The sequence below is a fragment of the Ensifer sp. BR816 genome (genome assembly GCF_000378985.1).
Classification (GTDB): Bacteria; Pseudomonadota; Alphaproteobacteria; order Rhizobiales; family Rhizobiaceae; genus Sinorhizobium.
Genome location: NZ_KB905370.1, coordinates 1480577 through 1500425 on the forward strand (window position 1 = coordinate 1480577; position 19849 = coordinate 1500425).

Sequence of the window (19849 nt, forward strand, 5' to 3'; positions counted from 1 at the left end):
AGAGACGGACGAGGCGACAGGCTGACATCCGTGGATATCGGAGAGGACAACATGAAGAAAGCCATCGCACTCGTTCTGGTCGCCCTGGCGGTCGCAAGCTGCACGCAGACGGAAAAGGGCGCCGGCATCGGCGCCGCGTCGGGCGCAATCATCGGCGGCGCGATCACCGGCGACGTGCGCGGCGCCGCCGTCGGCGCTGCCATCGGCGGTGTTTCGGGCGCCGTCATCGGCCATGTCACCGACCAGCCGGGCCAGTGCTACTACCGCGACCGCTACGGCCGCCGCTACATCGACGCTTGCTGATTGCCGCGACGATCATCGGACAACCGGCCCCGGAGCGATCCGGGGTCGTTTCGAATCCGGGCCGTTGCATGAGCTCTCAAGCGCTCTTTGCATTCTTCTGAGAGCGGCCGGCCGCTCTGGCCGACAGGTTCAGTGCCACCGCGGCCCGAACGAGCGCCTTCAACGCCTCTTCGTCGATTTTCTCGCCCTCATGGATATCGACGGCGCGCCTGGTATTGCCTTCGAGGCTGGAGTTGAACAGGCGTGCAGGGTCCTCCAACGCAGCGCCCTTGGCGAAGGTCAGCTTGACGACGCTCTTGTAGGTTTCGCCGGTGCAGATGATCCCGGCATGCGACCACACCGGAACCCCTTGCCACTTCCACTCCTCGATGACTTCCGGGTCGGCCTCCTTGATAAGCTTTCGAACTCCGGCGAGCGTCTCACCCCGCCAATCGCTCAGCTCTTCGATCCTCGCATCTATCAGCTGAGAGGGAGAGTTTTCCCCTTCCATCCTCTTCTCCATGGTTGTTTCACTCTCTTCAAGATTGCAGTCACGCACGCCCTTGCCCCCTCCGCTCACATGCGTTCGCCGGACAACTGGCTGGCTTGCTTCACCCAGGCGGCAAACTGAGCCTCGTCGAGCTCATCCTCCTCGTGAATATGGAAATAACGCACCTCCTTCTGCTTGGAGTCGCCAGGCGGCACGGGACTAAGCGAGGTGCCGCGAAAGAAAGCCACCTTGATATATTTCGTGAAGCAATGGATGCCGAGGAACCAGTGCTGCTCCTCCATGCCGTATAGCGGCGAGTTCCATTTCACCGCCTTGCGCACGTCGGGAACCGTGCGCGTAATGAGCGCGTCGAGGCGGCGCCCGATGTCGCTCTTCCAACCCGGCATGGCGGCGATATAGGCCTGCACGGGCGCGTCGCCATGGCCTTTGGCGATCTGCGGGTTGCCACCGGAGAGGAGCGTCGCATCCGCGGCCGCCGCGGAAGCGCTTGTCTTGGTCGCGGTGGCCTTGGGCGATGCCGTCCGCTTCTTCGCCGTGGCTTTTGCGGATGTTCGGGCCGGGGAGTTGGCGGCCGGCTCGCGCGGCTTGCCCGCCTTCGCAGCGACCTTCGCCGGCTTGATGGACGTCTTGTCGGCCATTGATGTCACACTCCGTTGATAGACGACAGTCGAGCAAGATAGGTCGCTTTTCACCGATGTCGACAGACGGAGCGGCAGCGAGCCTTCAAGACCAAGCGGTGCAGGGCTCGGGGAAAGTCGAACCACGCGAGCCGCTTCATCGGCATGCCGCCACACTTGTGTGCAAGACTACCTCGGGACCAACAGAGTGATGAACGGCGAATGGGATCGCGCTTCACCTCGGGAGCGCGGAAATTTCGCCGGCTTAGGAGGTTTGAGGCCATGCCCACATCAGTGAGGAACGGACAGAAAAACGCACAGCCAGCCATGCAAACGCCACCGGTCGTTTCACCGCAGGCATGGGAGGCGGCCCGCAAGCAGCTGCTCGTCAAGGAAAAAGCCCTGACCCGCGCCCGTGACGCGCTCGCCGCCGAGCGCCGGCGAATGCCGTGGATGGCCGTGGAGAAAGCGTATCGGTTCGAGGGGCCAACAGGCAAAGTGGGCCTGCTCGACCTGTTCGAGGGCCGCAGCCAGTTGATCGTCTACCGCGCCTTCTTCGAGCCTGGCGTGGAAGGCTGGCCCGACCACGCCTGCGTGGGCTGCTCCATGGTGGCCGACCACGTCGCCCACCTCGCCCATCTCAACGCCCGCGACACAACCCTCGTCTTCGTCTCGCGGGCGCCGCAGGCGGACATCGCGCGGCTGAAGGCGCGGATGGGCTGGGCGGTGCCGTGGTTCACGGTGACAGACGGCTTCGACGCCGACTTCGGCGTGGACGAGTGGCACGGCACGAATGTGTTCTACCGCAACGGCGACCGCATATTCCGCACCTACTTCATCAACAACCGCGGCGACGAGCAGATGGGCAGCACCTGGAATTACCTCGACATCACGCCGCTCGGCCGGCAGGAGGCCTGGGAGGACTCGCCCGAGGGCTATCCCCAGACCCCGCCCTACGAGTGGTGGAACTGGCACGACAGCTACGTCGAAAGCGCGGCTCCAGACGAAAAGTAGGTCGCGATGTCGAGCGCCGCAGAGGCAGCCATTCCGGAAGCAGGACGCGAGCAGGAAGCCATGAGCCGGGCTTGTTCCTCCCGCTACGACGGGCGGCGAAGCGAGCGCGCACCGTCCATTCCGGTCGTCAGGATCGCTGCGACGGCCGCTTGGAGCCCCGGTCCGCCCCGGCCGGCTGCCCGCCGCTCTTTTGTGCCCGAAGCACCACAGAATGACTCCTTTTTGCGCAAAATCCGACCCGAATCGCCGCTTCGGGGGTGGATGCGACCGGCGCTGATCGTTAACAAATGGAAAACTTTGCCCTGCTAGAGTGCCCATTGCCGCACATGCAGGCAGTGAGTAAAGAGTCGCCTGAAACGGGATGCGGAGGATGTCTCCACCACGCTCGAGTAATGCGTACTGGAAGGCGGCGACCGCACTCGCTCTTGCCGCGTCGACGGCGCTCGGGCCGATTTTCGCCGGCAAGGCGCATGCGATCAAAATCTTCGGCATGCGTTTTTTCGAGAGCGCCGAAGAGCAGGTGCAGGTTCTCGACCCCGTCAACTACACGCTTACATTCGAGCCAGGAACGGACGACGAGGAGCTGCGCGAGGCGCTCGAAAATTCTTCACAGCTCAATCAGGATCAGCAGAAGCCGGTCTCCGGCGACCTCGGCCTTTTGATCAAGGCGCGCGACGACCGGGAGCGGCTGCTGGCCGCGCTCTACGAAAAGGCGCGTTACGGCGGCACCATCACGATCCTGATCAACGGCCAGGACATCGACAGCCTGCCGCCCGACCCCTCCTTCCCCGATGGCCAGGCGGTGCCGGTGACGGTGCGCGTCTCGCCGGGACCGGCCTTCACGCTCGATGCGATCAGGCTTGAGGGCGATGCCGCGGGGCTCGACCCGGCGACCTACGACCTCACGCGCGGCGCCCGTGCCGACTCGACGCTGATCATCAAGGCGGGCGAGCAGATCGTCATCGACCTCAAGGAACAGAGCCGGCCGCTTGCCAAGATCACCGAGCGCAGCGTCGTCGCCGACCATGCGACCTCCACGGTCGACGTGACGATCAGGGCCGAATCCGGACCGGTCGCGCCGGTCGGCGCGCTCACGGTTACCGGCACCAAGACCGTCGATCCGAATTTCGTGCGCGACTATTCGCGCCTCAACCATGGCCGGCCCTATTCGCCGGAAAACATCCGCAAGGCTGCGGAGCGGCTCAGGACGCTGAACGTCTTCTCCAGCGTCACCATCGTCGAGGCCGATCAGCTTGCGTCGGATGGCACGATCCCGATGAACATCCAGGTGTCCGAGGGCAAGCACCGCTATTTCGGTTTCGGCGGCCAAGTGTCGACGACCGACGGCCTCGGCCTGCAGGGCTATTGGGGTCATCGCAATCTCTTCGGCCGCGCCGAATCGCTGAGGATCGAGGGCTCCGTCGACCGGATCGGCGAAACCACGGATGTCGGCGGTCTCGACTATTCGGCCGGAATTCTCTTTGCCAAGCCCGGTGCCTTCGGCCCGGCGTCGACCTTCACGGCAAGCCTCAAGGCGGCAATCGCCGATCCGGATGCCTATAACGCCAAGACCATCACCGCCGCGGCCGGCGCCGGTTTCGAGCTTACGCCCGAGGATACCGTTTCTCTCGGAGCCGAGCTGGGCTGGGCGGACATCGACGACGCCTTCGGCTCGAATTCCTACCTGACCGCCGCGATCCCGCTCGAATATGTCCGCGACACCCGCGACGACAAGCTGAACCCGACCGAAGGCTATCGGGCGATGATCAATGCGAAGCCGAGCTACGAGATCGAGGGCCAGACTTTCTTCAGCTCCTTCGAGACCTCCGCCTCCGCCTATTACGCACCGGGTAGCGAAAATCGCTTCGTGCTTGCCGGCAAGCTCGGCGCCGGCGTTTTGGTCGGCGGCGACGAACTTTCCGACATTCCGGCAACCCGGCGCTTCTTCCTCGGCGGCGGCGGCTCGGTGCGCGGCTATTCCTTCCAGGAGATCAGCCCGCGCAATGCCGACAACGAGGAGACCGGCGGCCGCTCCTATGTGAACGGCTCGCTGGAGGTCCGGATTGCGGTCACCGATACGATCGGGGTTGTACCCTTCATCGACGCCGGCAGCGTTTCGGCGAGCACGACGCCCGATTTTTCCGACATTCGCGCCGGCGCCGGCATCGGCCTGCGCTATGCGACGCCCTTCGGGCCCATCCGTCTCGATTTCGCAGTGCCGCTCAACAAATATCCGGACGGCACCGATTACGGCATCTACGCAGGCATCGGCCAATCCTTCTGATGCGCGCGGACAAGCCGTGATAGGATAGGCCACTGCATGATTCCTGAGATCCGAATCGGGTTAGGGACAAAATCATGCAGCAATTGAAAGTGCCGCAGCGACCTTGCGCGTCTGGTTGGACGCGTCGCTGTAGGCGCAATGCGCTTGCGCCCTGCCGATTCCAGAGCGGCGTAACATGGTCTATGGATAGGACATGAATCAGGTTATCGGCACATTTCGATCAGCGCTGCGCTACTTTTTCGCCTTTCTCGGCGTCACTGTGGTCGCGTTGCTTCTCCTCGTCGCCTTTCTCGGCTTCACCGTGCCCGGCGCACGCGTCGTCGCCTGGGCGATCGAAAAATATGCGGCAACCCCCGATCAGATCGTCCGCATTTCCGATCCCGGCGCGCTGCTCACCGGCGACTTCACGGCTGGAACAGTGACGCTTTTCGACGGCGAGGGAATCTATGCGGAGGTCCGCGACCTCTCGGTGAATTGGTCGCCGGCCGAGCTTCTGTCGATGCGCTTCGATGCAAGCAGCATCTCGGCGGCTGCCGTCCGCCTCGAACGGCTGCCGATCCCCTCCACCGAAACGAAAGTAGTGCGACGGACACTCGCCTTGCCGGTCGACGTGAAGATCGATGCCCTCGATCTCAAGGAGATCGTCATCGGCAAGGCGATCGCCGGCAAGGACCAGTTCCTGACCGCGAAAGGCAAGGTCGACGCCACCAGTTCGAGCATTGCGCTCGCGATCGATGCCGCCGAGCGCGACCGGCCGGAAGCACGCGCCATCGCCGATCTCGTCTTCAATCCGGCCGGAAACGCGCTGAGGCTCGAGGCCGAAATCTCCGAGCCGAAGGGCGGGCTGCTCGCCACGCTGCTGCGGCTGCCGGGAGGGCCCGCAGTCGATATCCAGGTGACCGGACAGGGACCTCTCTCCGACTGGACGGGCTCCGGCACCGCATCGCTCGATGGCAGCGAGCTTCTACGGCTGGAAGGCCGCCACGTGCTGGCGGCCGACGGCATGCACAACCTCACAGTCTCCGGCGGCGGGGCTTTCGCCCAGCTGATGCCGGCCGCTTTCAGGCCGCTTTTTGAGGGATCGACCAGCATCGACCTGACCGCCGCCTTCGACGGGAAGAGCAAGGTCCGGATCGAAGCGGGCAAGCTCGCGACCGGCGCCTTGACGCTGAACGCCTCGGGAACCGTCGACAGCCGCGGCGAGAACAACCTTCAGGCAAGCGTAGCCGGCACCGGCGGACCGTTCGATTTCCGCTGGCCGCTGAAGGATGGCGAACTGCAGGCACGGATCAATACGGCAAACCTGTCGCTGATCGGCGAGGGACAATCGGCGATCCTCGACGTCGCCGCCGACGTCGTCTCGCTCGGGCTCCCGCAGGGCAATCTCGGCGCCATCCGGCTCGCAGCGCAAAGCGACGCCTTCAACCTCGAAACGCAGGCGGGATCGCTGAAGGCGACCGTGGAGATCGGCGAGGCCCGGTTCGCAAACGCGGATCTCAATCGGGCGCTACAGGCGCCGATGAAGCTCGCCGGCACGATCGCGATCGCGCCGGATGCCATTCGGTTCGATCCGCTGACGCTTGAGAGCCCCGGCATCGGCGGCTCCGTCACCGGCGGCCTCGATCGCGCCGACTCGACGCTCGAGGCGGCCTTCAAGCTCTTCGCCGTTCCGGCGGTTCTGCCGCCGGCGCTCGCCGAAAAATTCGAGAAGACGATCGCCGTCTCCGGCAATCTGGTCACCGAAGAGGACGGCAGCGTCCAGCTGAGCGGCCTCGAGATCAAATCCGAAGCGGTCGAAGCCTCCGGCTCGCTCACGCTATCGGGCCAGACATTGACCGCCGATATCAAGGGCACGCTTCCGGAGCTTGGCCGCTTTCTGCCGGACGCGAAGGGCAGCGCGGATTTCCAGGCGGCCGCATCCGGTCCGCTGAGCAAGCTCGGCGTCAAGGCGGAGATCACGTCGAGCGGCACAACGCTTGCCGGACGTAACTTGAGTGAACTCACGATCAACGCCGATGCGACGGCGACGCCCGGCAGTCCCGAAGCGAAGCTTACCGCCACTGGCACGCTCGACGGCCAGCCGATCGACATTCGCGCCGACGTCGTCTCGAAGGACGGTCTTACGTCCATTCCGACCCTGGAAGCGAAAATCGGCGACAACAGCTTGACCGGTGCGATTGACCTGACGGCCGATTTCAAGCCGAACGGCAAGCTCGACTTCACCCTGCCCGATCTTGGCCTGCTCGCCGCCATGGCCGGCCAGCAGGCCTCCGGCGACCTCGCCGGTTCGGCGGCGCTCGAGACCGTCAATGGCGTTACTTCGGTGGCGCTCAAGGCCAATGGCAACAGCGTAGAGCGCGGCGCGCTGACGATCGCCAAGCCGGCGATCGATCTCGGCATCGCCGATATTGCCAGGCTGGCCATCAAGGGCAGTGTCAGCGCGGAGAGCATTGCGCAGGGTGAAAACCGGGTTGCGGACCTCAACCTCGCCTTCGAACAGCAGGGCGGCCGCACCGGCTTTTCGGCCGAGGGCCTCTATGACGGCGCACCGCTCAGGGCTTCGGGCGAGCTGACGAGCGATGCCGGCCGCACCGAAATCCGCCTCGCCTCCGCCTCGGCGGCGCCGCGGCGCTTGCCGCTGCAGCTCGCAGCGCCGACCATGATCGCGATCGAAAACGGCGTAGCGCAGCTCGACGGCCTCACCATCCAGGCATCGACGGGTACCGTTGCCGTCTCCGGGACAGCCGGCGACAAGCTCGACCTCAGGGCGAATCTCGACGACTTGCCCGCCGTGCTCATCAACACTTTCGCGCCGACACTCGGCGCCGAAGGCACCATTGCCGGCACCGTCGATATGGACGGCGAAGCGCAGGCGCCGGTGATCGCTTATGACCTCGCCTGGAGCGGCGCCTCGATGTCCTCGCTCAGATCCGGCGGTCTTGCCCCGCAGGACCTCACCGCCAAGGGCACGGTCACCGTCACGGAGGCGACGATCAGCTTCGACCCGACGGTGATCGAGAGCCCCGGCTTCCGCGGCAATATCACCGGCAGTCTCGCCCGCGCCGAAAAAGCGGCAACGGCAAGCTTCGAAGTGCATGCCGAGCCAAGCTTCCTGCCGGGCGGGCTGGCTGCGAGATTCGACACGCCGGTGACCGTCTCGGGCAAGGTCGAGACCGGTGCCGATGGCAGCGTCAAGCTGAGCGCCTTCGACGTACAGTCCGGCACCGTCAACGCCAATGGCTCGGCGACGGTTGCGGCAGGTCAGCTGACGGCCGATGTCGAGGGCACGTTGCCCGATCTCGGCAAGCTGCTCGCCGATGCTGAAGGCAAGGCCGGCTTCAACGCCGACATTTCCGGCCCGTTTGATGCGCTCGCCATCAAGGGAGAGCTGACGTCGAGCGGCGCAAGGCTTGCCGGCCGGTCGCTGAGCGACCTGACGGTCACCGCGGACGCGACGGTCAAACCGGGGAGCCCGCAGGCAAAACTCACCGCAACCGGCGCCCTCGACGGCCAGCCGATCGACGTCAGGGCCGAAGTGGTATCGGCGGAAGGCCTCACATCCATTCCGACGCTCGAGGCCAAGATCGGCGACAATCGCGTCACCGGCGCGATCGAGCTGACGGCGGATTTCAAGCCGAACGGCACCATCGACTTCAGCCTTCCCGATCTCGGCCTGGTCGCCGCCATGGCCGGCCAGAAGGCATCCGGCGATCTTTCGGGGTCGGCGGCAATCGCGACTGCGAACGGCGTCACCTCCGTGTCGGTCAAGGCAAGCGGCAGCAACATCAAGCGCGACGCGCTGACGGTCACCAGGCCCGTGGCCGATATCCGCATCGCCGATATCGCCGCGCTGGCGATCCGCGGAACCGTCAGGGCCGAGAGCGTCGCCCAGGGGCAGAACCGCGTCTCCGCTTTCGAACTGGCCTTCGACCAGCAGGGCGGCAGGACGGGTTTTGATCTCGGCGGCCAGTATGACGGGGCGCCGCTCTCGGCCAAGGGCGATCTGGCAAGCGCCGACGGCCGTACCGAAATCCGCCTCGCCTCGTTTTCGGCGGCGCCGCGGCGATTGCCGCTGAGGCTCGCCAAGCCGACCGTCGTCGCCATCGAGAACGGCACCGTCCGCCTCGGCGACCTCACCATCCAGGCGTCGAGGGGCACGATCGCCGTCGCCGGAACCGCCGGCGCGAGGCTCGACATTTCCGCGAAGCTCAATGCTCTGCCCGCCGCGCTGATCAACACTTTCGCGGCGACGCTCGGCGCCGAAGGGACGATCGACGGAACGGTCGAGATCAGCGGCACCGCCGCGGCACCCGCCGTCAATTATGATCTCAGATGGAGCGGCGCTTCGGTGGCGGCCGCGCGCGGCGCCGGCGTATCGGGGCTCCAAATCGCTGCGAAAGGGCGCTTTGCCGACAACCGCGTCACGCTCGACGCGACCGTCTCGGGGCCGGGTGGCCTTTCCTTCCGAGGCGGCGGCCATATCGATATTGCCGGCAGCATGCCGATGTCCATGAAGTTCGCCGGTGATGTCCCCTTCGCGTTGCTTGCCGCCACCATGGCAGAGCAGGGATTCACCCTCACCGGCTCGGCCAAGGTCGATCTTTCCCTTTCCGGGCCGGCCCGCGCGCCGCAGATCACCGGCACCGTGTCGACGGCCGGCGGCCGGCTCGTCGATGTCCGGCGCAATCTCGCGCTCAATGACCTTGCGGCAAATGTCACGCTCGACGGCAGACAGGCGACGATCACCAGGCTTTCCGGCAACCTCGCCAGCGGCGGGTCGATCGAGGCGAGCGGCACGATTGGCATTGCGGCCGGTTCCAATTTCCCGGCCGACCTCAGAATCCGCCTCAGCAACGCCACCTATGTCGACGGCACGCTCTTCACCGCCAATCTTGCCGGCGACCTGACACTCAAGGGTCCGCTCGTCGCCACACCGACGCTTGGTGGCCAGCTAACGATCCGCAGGGCAGCCATTACCGTGCCGGAAAGGCTGCCGACGTCACTCTCGGCGATCGACATCCAGCACAGGAACGCGCCGGCCGGCGTGCGGCAGATGGCGCGGGACGTGCGCAGGGATACGTCCGGCGGCGGCTCCGGCGTCAACGGCGGCGGCGTCATCGCCTTCGATCTCGCGGTCCGTTCGCCGGGACAGTTCTTCGTGCGCGGCCGTGGCATCGATGCCGAACTCGGCGGCGACCTGACGATCCGCGGCACCGCTGTCCGGCCGATCGTCTCCGGCGATTTCGACATGCGGCGCGGCCGGCTCGAAATTCTCGGCAAGCGGTTGACCTTCACGGACGGTCATATCGGCTTCGGCGGCGACCTCGTACCGACGCTCGACCTCGACGCCACCTCGAGCGCCGGTTCGACCACCATCACCGTCAACATCGCCGGGCCCGCCAACAACCCGACGGTGACCTTCTCCTCCTCGCCGGCACTGCCGCAGGACGAGATCCTGGCGCAGCTGATCTTCAACCGGTCGCTCAACAACCTGTCGGCATTCCAGATCGCCCAGCTCGCCTCGGCCGTCAGCCAGCTTGCCGGCGGCGGCTCGACCTCGCTGCTCGACGGCCTGCGCAACAAGCTCGGCGTTGACGACCTCGACATCACTACCGACGAGAGCGGCGGTGCCCAGGTGCGGGCCGGCAAATATTTGAACGACCGGACCTATCTCGAGCTGCAGCAAGGCTCGGATTCGGCCTCCAGCAAGGCGATCATCAATCTCGACATCGGCCGCGGCGTGAAGCTGAAGGGCGAGGCAGCCGGCGACGGCGCGGCAGCCGGCGGTATCTTTTTCGAGAGAGAGTATTAGGCGCGGCTAGCTCAGAGACGCTACTCGCGCAAATTCCAGTGGCGCACCAAGGATGCCCAATCGGGTGTCCACGGGCCGCGCCGATGAGGTCAATCCTTGCGCTTGCGGCAATAGAGCTCCAGCCGGTGGCGCACCAGGTCGTAGCCGAGCTCGGCGGCGATTTCCGCCTGCAGCTGTTCGATCTTGTCGGAGCGGAATTCGATGACGGCGCCGGTATCGATATCGATCAGATGATCGTGATGCGGCGCATCGGCCGTCTCGAAGCGGGCGGTGGCATTCTCGAAGGCGTGTCGCTGCACGACCCCCTGCTGCTCCAGCGCCGACAGGGTGCGGTAGACGGTCGAGAGCGACACGGTCGCATCGATTTCCTTGGCGCGCCGGTGCAGTTCGCTCGCGTCCGGATGGTCTTCGGCCTCGGCGAGAATCTTCAGAATCGCAGCCCGTTGACGGGTCACGCGCACGCCCCCTTCACGAAGAAGGCCTTCCAGTTCCGTGATCCGATTCTTGCTTTGTCTCATGCGGGCGACACTAGCCAAGGGCAAACCTTTTGGGAATAGCCAGTTGCAAATGGTTCTCATGTGCATTGACTTATGCAGGCCATTCGCCTACCCATAGCGCCGGTTCAGGATTGAGGAGCGATGGATGATCGATCGGACACGGCGCATGATACTGACGGCAGCAACGGCAGTGGCTGTCCTTTCCCTCCTGCCCGCAGCAGCAGCAGCGGAGAAATTCAAGGCGGTCACGACCTTCACGGTCATTGCCGACATGGCGCAGAACGTCGCGGGTGACGCGGCGATCGTCGAATCGATCACCAAGCCGGGCGCCGAGATCCACAATTACCAGCCGACGCCGCGTGACATCCTCAAGGCGCATGACGCCCAGCTCATCCTCTGGAACGGCCTCAACCTCGAGCTCTGGTTCGAAAAATTCTTTCAGAACTTCGACGAGATACCCGGCGTCGTCGTCTCGGAGGGCGTCGAGCCGATGGGCATTGCCGAAGGCCCCTATACCGGCAAGCCGAACCCGCATGCCTGGATGTCGCCGTCGGCGGCGATGATCTATGTCGACAATATCCGCGACGCCTTCGTGAAGTTCGACCCGGCGAATGCCGAGACCTACAAGGCGAATGCCGAGGCCTACAAGAAGAAGATCGAAGCGACCATCGCACCGATCAAGGCAGAGCTCGAGAAGATCCCGGCGGAAAAGCGGTGGCTGGTTTCGAGCGAAGGCGCTTTCAGCTATCTCACCCGCGATTTCGGCCTGAAGGAGCTCTATCTCTGGCCGATCAATGCCGACCAGCAGGGCACGCCGCAGCAGGTGCGCAAGGTAATCGACGCGGTCAGGGCCAATCATATTCCGGTGGTCTTCTCCGAGAGCACCATTTCGCCCGATCCGGCACAGCAGGTGGCGCGCGAGACGGGTGCCAAATATGGCGGCGTGCTCTATGTGGATTCCCTGAGCGAGGCCGACGGACCGGTCCCGACCTATATCGATCTCCTGCGCGTGACGTCCGAAACGATCGCGAAAGGTCTTTCGCAATGAACCTTCAGGTAAAGGCCCGGCCGACGCCGCGCCCGAGTCCCCAGGACGAGGGCAGCGGCATCCGCGTCCGCAACGCCACCGTCACCTATCGCAACGGCCATCGCGCTCTGCATGACGCGTCCTTCGAAATACCGACCGGCACGATCGCCGCGCTGGTCGGGGTCAACGGCAGCGGCAAGTCGACCCTGTTCAAGGCGATCATGGGCTTCGTCCGGCTGGCCAAGGGCGATATCTCGATCCTCGGCCTCGACGTGCCGCAGGCGCTGAAGAAGAACCTCGTCGCCTATGTGCCGCAGGCCGAGGAGGTCGACTGGAATTTTCCGGTCCTCGTCGAGGACGTGGTGATGATGGGCCGCTACGGCCACATGAACATGCTGCGCATGCCGAAACGGGCCGACCACGAGGCGGTCGAGGCAGCGCTGGCGCGGGTCGGCATGAGCGATTTCCGCAGACGCCAGATCGGCGAGCTTTCCGGCGGCCAGAAGAAGCGCGTCTTCCTTGCCCGCGCGCTCGCCCAGGATGGCCGCGTCATCCTGCTCGACGAACCCTTCACGGGTGTCGACGTGAAGACCGAGGACGCGATCATCCGCCTGCTCCTGGCGCTTCGCGACGAGGGACGCGTGATGCTCGTCTCCACCCACAATCTCGGCAGCGTCCCGGAATTCTGCGACCGGACCGTGCTCCTGAAGAACACCGTGCTCGCCTACGGCCTGACCGAGACCACCTTTACCCGCGACAATCTCGAACTCGCCTTCGGCGGCGTGCTGCGCCATTTCGTGCTCGGCGGCGAAAGCCTGCATGAGGATGCCGATCCACGACAGCTGGCGGTCATTACGGACGACGAGCGTCCGCTTGTCATGTATGGCGCGACCGGGAAGATGGTGACGCAACCGGCGAGACCCGAGACGGAGACAGACAGCGAATGATCTCCACGCTCGCCGAACCCTTCACCTATGGCTACATGCTGAACGCCATGTGGGTCAGCGCGCTGGTCGGGGCCGTCTGCGCCTTTCTGTCGGCCTATCTGATGCTGAAGGGCTGGTCGCTGATCGGTGACGCACTCTCCCATTCGATCGTGCCCGGCGTCGCCGGCGCCTATATGCTAGGGCTGCCCTTCTCGCTCGGCGCCTTCTTCTCCGGTGCACTCGCGGCGGGAGCCATGCTGTTCCTGAACCAGCGCACGCGGTTGAAGGAAGACACGATCATCGGCCTCATCTTCACCTCCTTCTTCGGCCTCGGCCTGTTCATGGTGTCGCTGTCGCCGACCTCGGTGAACATCCAGACCATCGTGCTCGGCAACATCCTCGCCATCACCCCGGCCGATACGCTGCAGCTCGCCATCATCGGCCTCGTCTCGCTGGTGATCCTGTCGGCGAAGTGGAAGGACCTGATGGTCACCTTCTTCGACGAAAGCCATGCCCGCTCGATCGGCATCAATACGACCTTCCTGAAGGTTCTGTTCTTCACGCTGCTTTCGGCAAGCACGGTGGCCGCGCTGCAGACGGTCGGCGCCTTTCTGGTCATCGCCATGGTCGTGACCCCCGGCGCCACTGCCTATCTGCTGACCGACCGCTTCCCGCGGCTGATCCTGATCAGCATCGCCATCGGCGCGCTCACGAGCTTCTTCGGCGCCTATGCGAGCTATTTCCTCGACGGCGCCACCGGCGGCATCATCATCGTGCTGCAGACGCTGATCTTTCTTCTCGCCTTTGTCTTCGCGCCGAAGCATGGGCTGCTCGCCGCCCGTCGTCGCGCGTCCGAAGCCCTGGAGGCCACGCGATGATGTCTCTCGACATGCTCACCGCCGTCTTCGAATTCGAGTTCATGCGCAACGCGCTGTTGATCTCCGTGCTGGTCGCCATCCCGACGGCCATGCTCTCCTGCTTCCTGGTGCTGAAGGGCTGGTCGCTGATGGGCGACGCAATCTCGCACGCGGTCTTCCCGGGCGTCGTCGTCTCCTACATCGTCGGCCTGCCGCTTGCCGTCGGCGCCTTTACCGCCGGCATGGCCTGCGCGCTCTTGACCGGCTATCTCAAGGAAAACAGCCGCATCAAGCAGGATACGGTGATGGGCGTCGTCTTTTCCGGCATGTTCGGTTTCGGCCTGGTGCTCTACACCAAGATCCAGAGCGACGTGCACCTCGACCACATCCTGTTCGGCGACATGCTCGGCATCGGCTGGGGCGACATCCTCGAAACGGGCCTGATCGCACTCTTCGCCGCCGGCATCCTCTCGCTGAAATGGCGCGACCTGCTGCTGCACGCCTTCGATCCGGCCCAGGCGCGCGCCGTAGGCCTGCCGGTCGGATGGCTGCATTACGGGCTGCTGGCGATCCTGTCGCTGACCATCGTCGGCGCATTGAAGGCCGTCGGATTGATTCTCGCCATCGCCATGCTGATCGCCCCCGGCGCCATCGCCTTTCTCCTGACGCGGACGTTCCGCAGCATGCTGATCGTCGCCGTCGCTGTCGCGGTGCTGGCCTCCTTCTCCGGCGTCTACCTCTCCTTCTTCATCGACAGCGCCCCGGCGCCCACCATCGTCCTCCTGATGACGGTGGTCTTTCTCCTCGCCTTCGCCCATTCCACCTGGAGGACCGCGCGCGCCGAGGCACGGCGGACCCGCGTCGAATAGGAATTTTCGCCGGCGACCCCTCCCCACAACAGACCTTTTCGCGCGTGATGCCCCTTGGACGCCGGCGCGATGATCCCGTATTGTGCGCCGTCTTTTGAGTGTGGAGCGATGCCCGGGCGAAAAGTCGGGGATCGGCTTCGTGGCGGAGCAACGGTGGCATGGAGAAGAAGCAGAAAGGCCGTTCCGGCGTTGCTTTCTTCCTGTCCGCCGTGGCGTTGATTTTCACGGCGATCCTGGCGACCGTGCTGCTAGCCAACGAGCAACGCAACCTGAAGCAGATGCTGACGGCCATGGGACTGCAAGAGGTGCTCCCTCAGGCCGCGCCTGCGCCCGAGCCCGTCCGCACGCGCCCCAGGAAAGCGGAGCCGCCGCGGGCGCTGTTGCCGGCCCGGACATTCGAGGATCTCGATACGCCGGAGCAGCAATTCATCCGCCAGATCCGCAGCGACCCGCGCGCTCTTTGCGATGGCCTGCGGGAGGCCGGCTTCCGCGAGCTTGAATGGAAATCCGCCGAAAGCGGTCGATGGGAATGCTCTTCGCTCATCCCCTTTGCCCGCCCGGGCGTGGAAAAAAGCTCGTCCATCTTCATTCTTGTCAAGGGCAGCGACGAGGATGAAATCACCTCGTTCCGCGTGAAGCTCAACATCGAGCATGCGGAAGACACCCAGGCGGTCACCAGCGCGGCCGCCGCCGCTGCTTCGGTCTTCCTGAGTCAGGTTCACTGGGCCGATAGCGAGAGCATCGCGCTGAAGATACAGGCGCTCGGCGAATTCGATCTCAAGCGTTTCGGCAGCCGCATCCAATTCCGGCGCGAATCGGGTGACACGCCCCGCTACAATTTCCTTGCCAACCAGACGGCACGCACGAAACCGAAGAGCGCCGCCGAACTGTACTTCGACCGCGAGACGTGGCTTGCGCCCGGGGATGGCTCGATCAATTCCGTCATTCGCGGTCCGAGCGCCTGGAACACGGCATCCGGAAGCGGTACCGCGCACTGAAAGTCAGGCGCCGTCAGCGGTCGATGCGTGTCGAGAGAATAATCGACGACAGCGTCTTTTCGACGCCCTCGATCTCGCCGATCCGATCGATCAGCAAGTCCAGTTCGCTGATCGAGGCCGCCGCGACGATGGCGATCAGGTCGAAGCTGCCGCTGACCGAATGCAGCGTGCGGATCTCGCTGATCGCAGTCAGTTCGGGCGTGACGCGGCCCAGCGCCCGCGGTGCGATGGTGATCAGCACATGCGCCTGCACCAGGCCCTTCTCGTAGCTTTCGGCAAGCCGCACGCCATAGCCGGCGATCACACCCTCGCGCTCGAGCCGTTCGATGCGAGCCTGCACGGTCGTGCGCGACAAGCCCAATCGCCGTGCGATCGTCGCCGTCGGCATGCGGGCGTTTTCGCTGAGAATGGCAAGAAGCTCTCTGTCCTTATCGGTGACCTGCATATCGTCGATCCATTTCGGCAAAGTGCCGATTATAGACCGACGATTTAGCTATTTTGCAGCTTCGAATCAACTTCTACTTGGAGGACAATGGCAATGAAAAGGCTCATACCCTGAGGGAAAAGAAAAAATGAAAGACATCGTTGTCATCGGCGCCGGCAAGATCGGCTCCACCATCGCCCGCATGCTGGCCCATACCGGCGACTACCGCGTCTGCGTCGCCGACCGCAGCGCCGAGCAATTGCAGCAGGTCGAGAGCCATGAGGCGATCTCGACGGCGGTCATCGACATCGCCGACAAGAAGTCTCTTGTCGGCCTGCTCTCCGGCAAGTTCGCCGTGCTCAGCGCCGCACCGTTCCACCTGACAGTGGCAATCGCCGAGGCCGCCGCCGAGGCCGAGATCCACTATCTCGACCTGACCGAAGACGTCGAATCGACCCGCCAGGTCAAGGCGATCGCGGCGGAGGCCAAGACAGCCTTCATCCCGCAATGCGGCCTGGCACCCGGCTTCATCTCGATCGTCGCCAATGATCTCACCCGGCATTTCGACACGCTGGAAAGCGTCCGCATGCGCGTCGGCGCCCTGCCGCAATATCCGTCGAACGCGCTGAACTACAACCTCACCTGGAGCACGGACGGCGTCATCAACGAATATATCGAGCCCTGCGAGGCGATCGTCGAAGGGTCGCTGATCGAGGTTCCGGCGATGGAGGAGCGCGAGGAGTTCTCGCTCGACGGAGTCACCTACGAGGCCTTCAACACCTCCGGCGGCCTCGGCACGCTGTGCGAGACGCTGACGGGCAAGGTCCGGACGCTGAACTACAAGACGATCCGCTATCCCGGCCATGCCGCGATCTTCAAGGCGCTGCTGAACGATCTCGGGCTGCGCCATCGCCGCGAGGTGCTGAAGGACATTCTCGAAAACGCGCTGCCGACCACGACCCAGGACGTCGTCGTCATCTTCGTGACCGTTTCCGGTTTCCGCCAAGGCCGCCTGATCCAGGAGACCTATGCCAACAAGGTCTATAGCGGCGTTGTCGCCGGGCGCATGCAGAGCGGCATCCAGATCACCACGGCCGGCAGCATCTGCGCCGTCCTCGACCTGCTCGCCGAAGGCAATATCCCGACCAGGGGCTTTATCCGCCAGGAAGACATTTCCCTCGACACCTTCCTCACAAACCGCTTCGGCCATTACTACGCCCAGAAGCGCGAAACGGAACGGGCGGCAGGCTAAGCTTGGTGCCCCGGAGGGCGATCCTCCCGTCCTCACCAACGAAGAACGCCCGGACATCGTCCGGGCGTTCTTCGTTGGTGGCGATCTCAGCTTAGCATTCCAGCTCATCCAGCCTGGCGGCCACCTTCTCTCCTCAAGCGGGGTGAGAGACACACGTGACGCCTTCCCAGTCCCCTTGCCCCGCCTGCGAGGAGAAGACTACGGCCACGGCATTGCTGCAATGCGGGAGCGCGGCCCGTGAGTGGACACAAAAAACCCCGCTCGAGGCAGGGTCTGATGTGTCTATCGGTCGTTTCCCTTGTCGGGATGTCCCTTTCAGGCGGGGATGACGATCTCCCCGAGCTTCGTCAGTTCTGCGATAAACTGTTCGACGCGGGTCTTCTTCTCGTCGATCGCCCCTTCCAGCTCGGCGCGCGCCTCGTCGATGCGGTTTTCGAGAACCGTGCGATCGAGTTCGTCGACATGGACCGCCGATTCGGCAAGCAGCGTGCAGCCCGTCGGCAGGATGTCGGCGAAGCCGCCGAAGACGGCGAAACGCTCGGTCTTGCCGTCGGCCGTCTTGACCGTGACCACACCCGGCTTGACGGTCGTCATCGTCGGGGCGTGATTGGCCATAACGGTCATCTCACCCTCGGTTGCCGGGATGACGACTTCGGTCACCTTTGCGGAAAGCAGCAGGCGCTCCGGGGAAACAAGCTCGAAATTGAAACTGTCGGCCATTAGTGACTTACCTTTTCAGCGATGGCTTCAGAGTCCTGCAACTTGGTTCCGCAAAACGGGCAGTGCATGACCACATGATCCATATAACCGAGCCCTTCCTCGGTTTGGACTATCCCTACGACCATCATCAGCACACCGCCTTCCGAAATGTAGACCGTTGGCTCTGCTGGTTCGGGAAGTTCTGCCGCGACCTCCCTCAGGGTGTCGCAGCAGAACTGATTTAGAGCATCGCCCATCAAGCGGCTTCGGCAGCCAGCTTCTTGGCCTTCTCGATCGCTTCGTCGATGGAGCCGACCATGTAGAAGGCGGCTTCCGGCAGGTGGTCGTATTCACCGTTGACGAGGCCCTTGAAGCCCTTGATCGTGTCTTCGAGAGCGACCAGCTTGCCCGGCGAGCCGGTGAAGACTTCGGCGACGAAGAACGGCTGCGACAGGAAGCGCTCGATCTTGCGGGCGCGGGCAACGGCGAGCTTGTCCTCTTCCGAGAGCTCGTCCATGCCGAGGATGGCGATGATGTCCTGAAGCGCCTTGTAGCGCTGCAGGGTCGACTGCACCTTGCGCGACACTTCGTAGTGCTCTTCGCCGACGATCATCGGGTCGAGCATGCGCGAGGTCGAGTCGAGCGGATCCACGGCCGGGTAGATGCCCTTTTCGGCAATCGAGCGCGACAGAACGGTCGTCGCATCGAGGTGGGCGAACGAGGTCGCCGGTGCCGGATCGGTCAAGTCGTCGGCCGGAACGTAGATCGCCTGCACCGAGGTGATCGAGCCCTTGGTCGTCGTGGTGATGCGCTCCTGCATCGCGCCCATGTCGGTGGCGAGCGTCGGCTGATAACCCACGGCCGACGGAATGCGGCCGAGCAGAGCCGACACTTCCGAACCGGCCTGGGTGAAGCGGAAGATGTTGTCGACGAAGAACAGAACGTCCTGACCTTCGTCACGGAACTGTTCGGCCACCGTCAGCCCGGTCAGAGCAACGCGAGCACGCGCGCCCGGCGGTTCGTTCATCTGGCCGTAGACGAGCGCGGCCTTGGAGCCTTCGCCGCCGCCATGCTTGTTCACGCCCGACTCGATCATTTCGTGGTAGAGGTCGTTGCCTTCGCGGGTGCGTTCACCGACGCCTGCGAAGACCGAGTAACCGCCGTGTGCCTTGGCGACGTTGTTGATCAGTTCCATGATCAGAACGGTCTTGCCGACGCCGGCGCCGCCGAACAGGCCGATCTTGCCGCCCTTCGCGTAAGGCGCGAGCAGGTCGACGACCTTGATGCCCGTGACGAGGATCTGCGCTTCCGTCGACTGTTCGACATAGGAGGGCGCGTCCTGGTGGATCGCACGGCGCGCCGAGGTCTTCAGCGGGCCGGCTTCGTCAACCGGTTCGCCGATGACGTTCATGATGCGGCCGAGGGTTTCCTTGCCGACCGGAACCGAGATCGGGCCGCCCGTGTCGGTGACCGACTGGCCGCGAACCAGACCTTCGGTCGAGTCCATGGCGATCGTGCGGACGGAGTTTTCGCCGAGATGCTGTGCGACTTCGAGAACCAGGCGGTTGCCCTTGTTGTCGGTCTCCAGCGCGTTCAGGATCTGTGGGAGCTGGCCTTCTTCGAATGCGACGTCGACGACGGCGCCGATGACCTGCGTCACGCGGCCGACAGCACCCGTAGCCACAACAGCGGCGGTCTTGGCGGTAGCTGCCTTCTTCGGAGCAGCGGGCTTCTTCACCGCTGCGGTTTCTTTCGGGGTAGCTGCCTTAGCCATAATCCT

The 19849-nt window shown here is 64.3% G+C and carries 17 protein-coding genes; 10 read left to right on the plus strand and 7 right to left on the minus strand.

Annotated features, from left to right (window positions below):
* The first annotated feature begins 51 nt into the window (after window positions 1–51).
* On the plus strand, window positions 52–303 hold the full coding sequence (locus RHIBR816_RS37050; protein WP_014329995.1) for a glycine zipper domain-containing protein: 252 nt from the start codon (window positions 52–54) through the stop codon (window positions 301–303).
* A 76-nt stretch (window positions 304–379) separates the two neighbouring features.
* On the opposite strand, the gene RHIBR816_RS37055 is transcribed toward RHIBR816_RS37050, so the two are convergent.
* Window positions 380–793 (minus strand): DUF1801 domain-containing protein, encoded by a 414-nt coding sequence (locus tag RHIBR816_RS37055; protein WP_018235837.1) that lies wholly within the window; start codon window positions 791–793, stop codon window positions 380–382.
* A gap of 65 nt (window positions 794–858) precedes the next feature.
* Window positions 859–1431: a DUF1801 domain-containing protein gene (locus RHIBR816_RS0107120; RefSeq protein WP_018235838.1), complete on the minus strand. Its 573-nt coding sequence runs from the start codon at window positions 1429–1431 to the stop codon at window positions 859–861.
* A 306-nt stretch (window positions 1432–1737) separates the two neighbouring features.
* Here RHIBR816_RS0107120 and RHIBR816_RS0107125 point away from each other — a divergent pair, with 306 nt between their 5' ends.
* From RHIBR816_RS0107125 to RHIBR816_RS0107135, 3 genes are all read left to right on the plus strand, one after another.
* A complete protein-coding gene (locus tag RHIBR816_RS0107125; RefSeq protein ID WP_018235839.1) occupies window positions 1738–2424 on the plus strand; it encodes a DUF899 domain-containing protein in 687 nt (228 codons plus the stop codon).
* A 370-nt stretch (window positions 2425–2794) separates the two neighbouring features.
* A complete protein-coding gene (locus RHIBR816_RS0107130; RefSeq protein ID WP_018235840.1) occupies window positions 2795–4708 on the plus strand; it encodes an autotransporter assembly complex family protein in 1914 nt (637 codons plus the stop codon).
* A 193-nt stretch (window positions 4709–4901) separates the two neighbouring features.
* Window positions 4902–10520 (plus strand): translocation/assembly module TamB domain-containing protein, encoded by a 5619-nt coding sequence (locus tag RHIBR816_RS0107135; protein WP_018235841.1) that lies wholly within the window; start codon window positions 4902–4904, stop codon window positions 10518–10520.
* An 89-nt stretch (window positions 10521–10609) separates the two neighbouring features.
* Here the strand turns inward: RHIBR816_RS0107135 and RHIBR816_RS0107140 are convergent, their stop codons facing one another.
* Complete coding sequence (locus tag RHIBR816_RS0107140; protein ID WP_018235842.1) at window positions 10610–11038, minus strand: Fur family transcriptional regulator; 429 nt, start codon at window positions 11036–11038, stop codon at window positions 10610–10612.
* Window positions 11039–11162: 124 nt separating this feature from the next.
* Between RHIBR816_RS0107140 and RHIBR816_RS0107145 the strand changes: the two genes are divergently transcribed.
* The 5 genes from RHIBR816_RS0107145 to RHIBR816_RS0107165 all read left to right on the plus strand — a co-directional run bounded on the left by RHIBR816_RS0107145 (window position 11163) and on the right by RHIBR816_RS0107165 (window position 15694).
* Window positions 11163–12065, plus strand: coding sequence for a metal ABC transporter substrate-binding protein (locus RHIBR816_RS0107145; RefSeq protein WP_018235843.1), 903 nt, complete (start codon window positions 11163–11165; stop codon window positions 12063–12065).
* Window positions 12062–12991, plus strand: a complete 930-nt coding sequence (locus RHIBR816_RS0107150) for a manganese/iron ABC transporter ATP-binding protein (RefSeq protein ID WP_018235844.1) — start codon at window positions 12062–12064, stop codon at window positions 12989–12991. Before RHIBR816_RS0107145 ends, RHIBR816_RS0107150 begins: the two co-directional genes overlap by 4 nt.
* Window positions 12988–13848 (plus strand): metal ABC transporter permease, encoded by an 861-nt coding sequence (locus tag RHIBR816_RS0107155; protein WP_018235845.1) that lies wholly within the window; start codon window positions 12988–12990, stop codon window positions 13846–13848. The genes RHIBR816_RS0107150 and RHIBR816_RS0107155 overlap by 4 nt, the downstream gene beginning before the upstream one ends.
* Window positions 13845–14696 (plus strand): metal ABC transporter permease, encoded by an 852-nt coding sequence (locus RHIBR816_RS0107160; RefSeq protein WP_018235846.1) that lies wholly within the window; start codon window positions 13845–13847, stop codon window positions 14694–14696. Before RHIBR816_RS0107155 ends, RHIBR816_RS0107160 begins: the two co-directional genes overlap by 4 nt.
* A gap of 158 nt (window positions 14697–14854) precedes the next feature.
* On the plus strand, window positions 14855–15694 hold the full coding sequence (locus RHIBR816_RS0107165; protein WP_018235847.1) for a DUF6030 family protein: 840 nt from the start codon (window positions 14855–14857) through the stop codon (window positions 15692–15694).
* Between the two features lie 13 nt (window positions 15695–15707).
* On the opposite strand, the gene RHIBR816_RS0107170 is transcribed toward RHIBR816_RS0107165, so the two are convergent.
* Window positions 15708–16139 (minus strand): Lrp/AsnC family transcriptional regulator, encoded by a 432-nt coding sequence (locus RHIBR816_RS0107170; protein ID WP_034816023.1) that lies wholly within the window; start codon window positions 16137–16139, stop codon window positions 15708–15710.
* A gap of 127 nt (window positions 16140–16266) precedes the next feature.
* On the opposite strand from RHIBR816_RS0107170, the gene RHIBR816_RS0107175 reads away from it, so the two are divergent.
* Window positions 16267–17370 (plus strand): saccharopine dehydrogenase family protein, encoded by a 1104-nt coding sequence (locus RHIBR816_RS0107175; RefSeq protein WP_018235849.1) that lies wholly within the window; start codon window positions 16267–16269, stop codon window positions 17368–17370.
* A gap of 315 nt (window positions 17371–17685) precedes the next feature.
* Here the strand turns inward: RHIBR816_RS0107175 and RHIBR816_RS0107180 are convergent, their stop codons facing one another.
* The 3 genes from RHIBR816_RS0107180 to atpD are packed head-to-tail and all read right to left on the minus strand — an operon-like array spanning window position 17686 to window position 19843.
* Complete coding sequence (locus RHIBR816_RS0107180) at window positions 17686–18090, minus strand: F0F1 ATP synthase subunit epsilon (protein ID WP_018235850.1); 405 nt, start codon at window positions 18088–18090, stop codon at window positions 17686–17688.
* Window positions 18090–18326 (minus strand): hypothetical protein, encoded by a 237-nt coding sequence (locus RHIBR816_RS0107185; RefSeq protein ID WP_018235851.1) that lies wholly within the window; start codon window positions 18324–18326, stop codon window positions 18090–18092. The genes RHIBR816_RS0107180 and RHIBR816_RS0107185 overlap by 1 nt, the downstream gene beginning before the upstream one ends.
* Complete coding sequence (gene atpD, locus RHIBR816_RS0107190) at window positions 18326–19843, minus strand: F0F1 ATP synthase subunit beta (protein ID WP_026186727.1); 1518 nt, start codon at window positions 19841–19843, stop codon at window positions 18326–18328. The genes RHIBR816_RS0107185 and atpD overlap by 1 nt, the downstream gene beginning before the upstream one ends.
* Window positions 19844–19849: the final 6 nt, after the last annotated feature.

What these genes read in the sequence shown, in the direction of transcription:
- RHIBR816_RS0107130 (WP_018235840.1), top strand. Translation starts at nt 2,795, where the DNA reads ATGTCTCCACCACGCTCGAGTAATGCGTACTGGAAGGCGGCGACCGCA.
- RHIBR816_RS0107170 (WP_034816023.1), bottom strand. Translation starts at nt 16,139, where the DNA reads ATGCAGGTCACCGATAAGGACAGAGAGCTTCTTGCCATTCTCAGCGAA.
- RHIBR816_RS0107140 (WP_018235842.1), bottom strand. Translation starts at nt 11,038, where the DNA reads ATGAGACAAAGCAAGAATCGGATCACGGAACTGGAAGGCCTTCTTCGT.
- atpD (WP_026186727.1), bottom strand. Translation starts at nt 19,843, where the DNA reads ATGGCTAAGGCAGCTACCCCGAAAGAAACCGCAGCGGTGAAGAAGCCC.
- RHIBR816_RS0107180 (WP_018235850.1), bottom strand. Translation starts at nt 18,090, where the DNA reads ATGGCCGACAGTTTCAATTTCGAGCTTGTTTCCCCGGAGCGCCTGCTG.
- RHIBR816_RS0107120 (WP_018235838.1), bottom strand. Translation starts at nt 1,431, where the DNA reads ATGGCCGACAAGACGTCCATCAAGCCGGCGAAGGTCGCTGCGAAGGCG.
- RHIBR816_RS0107160 (WP_018235846.1), top strand. Translation starts at nt 13,845, where the DNA reads ATGATGTCTCTCGACATGCTCACCGCCGTCTTCGAATTCGAGTTCATG.
- RHIBR816_RS0107185 (WP_018235851.1), bottom strand. Translation starts at nt 18,326, where the DNA reads ATGGGCGATGCTCTAAATCAGTTCTGCTGCGACACCCTGAGGGAGGTC.
- RHIBR816_RS0107135 (WP_018235841.1), top strand. Translation starts at nt 4,902, where the DNA reads ATGAATCAGGTTATCGGCACATTTCGATCAGCGCTGCGCTACTTTTTC.
- RHIBR816_RS37055 (WP_018235837.1), bottom strand. Translation starts at nt 793, where the DNA reads ATGGAAGGGGAAAACTCTCCCTCTCAGCTGATAGATGCGAGGATCGAA.
- RHIBR816_RS0107125 (WP_018235839.1), top strand. Translation starts at nt 1,738, where the DNA reads ATGCAAACGCCACCGGTCGTTTCACCGCAGGCATGGGAGGCGGCCCGC.
- RHIBR816_RS0107155 (WP_018235845.1), top strand. Translation starts at nt 12,988, where the DNA reads ATGATCTCCACGCTCGCCGAACCCTTCACCTATGGCTACATGCTGAAC.
- RHIBR816_RS0107145 (WP_018235843.1), top strand. Translation starts at nt 11,163, where the DNA reads ATGATCGATCGGACACGGCGCATGATACTGACGGCAGCAACGGCAGTG.
- RHIBR816_RS0107150 (WP_018235844.1), top strand. Translation starts at nt 12,062, where the DNA reads ATGAACCTTCAGGTAAAGGCCCGGCCGACGCCGCGCCCGAGTCCCCAG.
- RHIBR816_RS37050 (WP_014329995.1), top strand. Translation starts at nt 52, where the DNA reads ATGAAGAAAGCCATCGCACTCGTTCTGGTCGCCCTGGCGGTCGCAAGC.
- RHIBR816_RS0107175 (WP_018235849.1), top strand. Translation starts at nt 16,267, where the DNA reads ATGAAAGACATCGTTGTCATCGGCGCCGGCAAGATCGGCTCCACCATC.
- RHIBR816_RS0107165 (WP_018235847.1), top strand. Translation starts at nt 14,855, where the DNA reads ATGGAGAAGAAGCAGAAAGGCCGTTCCGGCGTTGCTTTCTTCCTGTCC.